We start from the raw sequence: 2423 nt of genomic DNA, 5'->3' as shown, positions 1-2423 counted from the left end.
TTCCTGTCCCAATACCGGCGCTGGGGCATGCTCGACGGTTCGCACGACGACGCGGGGATCGCCCGAGCGATCGCGCAAACCGCGTTGTATGATGCTGCCGTCGCCGAAAGCGGCGCAGCGGGCCTGTCGCAGGCTTGACGCGCGCCGCGTGATGCAGGCGGCGCGCGCTCCCGCGCGACGCCTGTCCGGGCCGCCTGTCGGCGCCCGGCACGCGCCCTCCGGGTGACGCCGCATGACCACTCCGTCCCCGATCAGATTCGATGCCGAAACCCACGCGCGCGCCGCTCGACGTGCTGCTTACTGAAATCCGCGCGTGCCGTGCCTGCGAAGCCGACCTGCCGCTCGGCCCGCGCCCCGTCGTGCGGGCTCATCGCAACGCGCGCATCCTGATCGTCGGGCAGGCGCCGGGCGCCCGCGTCCATGCGAGCGGCATCCCGTGGGACGACGCGAGCGGCAAGCGGCTGCGCGGCTGGCTCGACGTCGACGCCGACACGTTCTACGACGAGACACGCTTCGCGATCGTGCCGATGGGTTTCTGCTACCCGGGCCGCGGCGCAAGCGGCGACAACCCGCCGCGCCCCGAATGCGCGCCGCTGTGGATCGACCGGTTGCTCGCCGAGCTGCCGTCGATCCGGCTCACGCTGCTGATCGGCCAGTACGCGCAGCGGCATTTCCTGCGCGACACCCGCAAGGCCACGCTGACCGACACCGTGCATGCCTGGCGCGACTATGGCCCCGACGTGTTGCCGCTGCCGCATCCGTCGCCGCGCAACCAGGCGTGGTTCAAGCACCACCCGTGGTTCGACGCCGAGGTCGTGCCCGAGCTGCGGCGCCGGGTCGCGCCGCTGATCACCCGATAAACACAACCGCTGCCATGTCGCGACCCTTCGCGACATCCCCGTTATCCGTATCGAATCCAGCATGAACGACACCCCCACCGACCTCGACTTTGCCTGCAACGGCTGCGGCGGATGCTGCCGCGACCTGCGCATTCCGCTGACGATCGACGAGGCCACCGCGTGGCTGCAGCGCGGCGGCCACGTGGAGCTGCTGTGCGACGCAATGCCGTGGCTCGTCGAGCCCGAGCCCGACAACGCGTTCGCCGCGTACAAGCGCGTGCGCTCGACCGCCGCACTCAGCGGCTCGCTGCCCGTCCGCATCACGGTCATGCTCACGGCAACCCATGCCGGGCCATGCCCGAACCTGCTCGACGACCTGCGCTGCGCGATCTACGACGAGCGCCCGCTCGTGTGCCGGATCTATCCGGCCGAAGTGAATCCGTTCGTGCCGCTGGTGCCGGACGGCAAGCAATGCACGCCCGACGCGTGGCAGCAGGCGCCGTTCGTCCGCGGCGGCACGATCGTCGACGCGGACACCCGCGAGAACATCGCACGCTCGCGTGCGGCAAGCGAAGCCGAGACGCCGCTGCGGGCGCGGCTTTGCGCGGCATTGGGGATCGATACGGCGGCCGTGGCCAACGAAGGGTTCGCCGTCCATGCACCGCCGTCCGCCACGCTGCTCGCCGCGCTGACGGCGCTGCGGGCAGCGGAGTCGGAGTCGGAGTCCGTGCCCACCAACGCCGACGACGCCATCGCCTGGACGCTCGTATCGAACCGCACGTCGACGATGGACGCGCTCGTGTCGGTCGGCGCGGCAAGCCAGCGTGCAGGTAGCGGCAATCCGCACGCCCGTTATCTCGGCTTCCACCCGGACGAATGATCGCCGCGCGGCACGCCGCGAGCGACACCGGGCAACGTCGTGCGGCCGCACTGATCGCCGTCGCGCCCGGTTCGCTGTACCATCGCGGCTCAACCGCGTCACGAACAGCAGAATCCTTCATGCCCTCCATCGCCCCGCCGCGCCTGTACGGGATGCCCGAACGCAGCGACCGGCTCGACTTCTACATCCGCGACCAGGCGTCGCGCCAGGCGATCACCGAGCCGCACCGGCACGCGTATTTCCAGATCCAGTTCAATCTCGGCGGCGACACCGAGCAGCGGATCGGCGGCGTCACGCGGCCGTTTCCGCGCGGCGCGCTTGCGTTCGTGCTGCCGCACCGCGAGCACCTGATCCCGCATCCGGAAGGCGCGCACTTCATCGTGATCAACTTCAGCCAGGCGTTCCTGCGCGCCGATCTCGACGTCGACCCGCTCGATCTCGAGGACGTGCCCGCGCACCGCTTTCCCGAGCTGACGCCGTTCCGCTTCCAGGAACACCTCGACTTCATCCTGACCGGCGACTCCTACGACGAAGCGCGCCGCCTCGCGCTGTGCATGCTCGACACCGATCGCGTGCGCACGTTCGGCTCGACCACGCTGCTGCGCGGCTACCTGCTGCAGCTGATCGGGCTCGTCTGCACGCAGTACGCGGGTGCGCTCGACAAGCTCGCGCAGCGCGGCGCCCAGCGCGCAGGCCGAGCTTGA

Annotated in this window: 2 protein-coding genes and 2 pseudogenes; all 4 read left to right on the top strand. The window is 70.3% G+C overall.

Annotated features, from left to right (window positions below):
• Positions 1 to 138 (top strand): annotated as a pseudogene (locus G3N93_RS41905) (nitrate ABC transporter substrate-binding protein); the annotation flags it as partial.
• Between the two features lie 122 nt (positions 139 to 260).
• On the top strand, positions 261 to 860 hold the full coding sequence (locus G3N93_RS38025) for a uracil-DNA glycosylase family protein (protein WP_206135327.1): 600 nt from the start codon (positions 261 to 263) through the stop codon (positions 858 to 860).
• 61 nt (positions 861 to 921) lie between these two features.
• Complete coding sequence (locus G3N93_RS38020) at positions 922 to 1719, top strand: YkgJ family cysteine cluster protein (RefSeq protein WP_206135326.1); 798 nt, start codon at positions 922 to 924, stop codon at positions 1717 to 1719.
• Positions 1720 to 1838: 119 nt separating this feature from the next.
• Positions 1839 to 2417: pseudogene (locus G3N93_RS38015) on the top strand (AraC family ligand binding domain-containing protein); the annotation flags it as partial.
• Between the last annotated feature and the right edge of the window lie 6 nt (positions 2418 to 2423).

Origin of the sequence: Burkholderia sp. Se-20378, from assembly GCF_017104665.1 — a bacterium.
GTDB classification, from domain to species: Bacteria; Pseudomonadota; Gammaproteobacteria; order Burkholderiales; family Burkholderiaceae; genus Burkholderia; species Burkholderia lata.
This window is presented reverse-complemented; position numbering and strand designations above follow the sequence as displayed.

Excerpts from the sequence above, each read along its gene's own strand:
- G3N93_RS38025 (WP_206135327.1), top strand. The coding sequence starts at position 261 with ATGCCGAAACCCACGCGCGCGCCGCTCGACGTGCTGCTTACTGAAATC.
- G3N93_RS38020 (WP_206135326.1), top strand. The coding sequence starts at position 922 with ATGAACGACACCCCCACCGACCTCGACTTTGCCTGCAACGGCTGCGGC.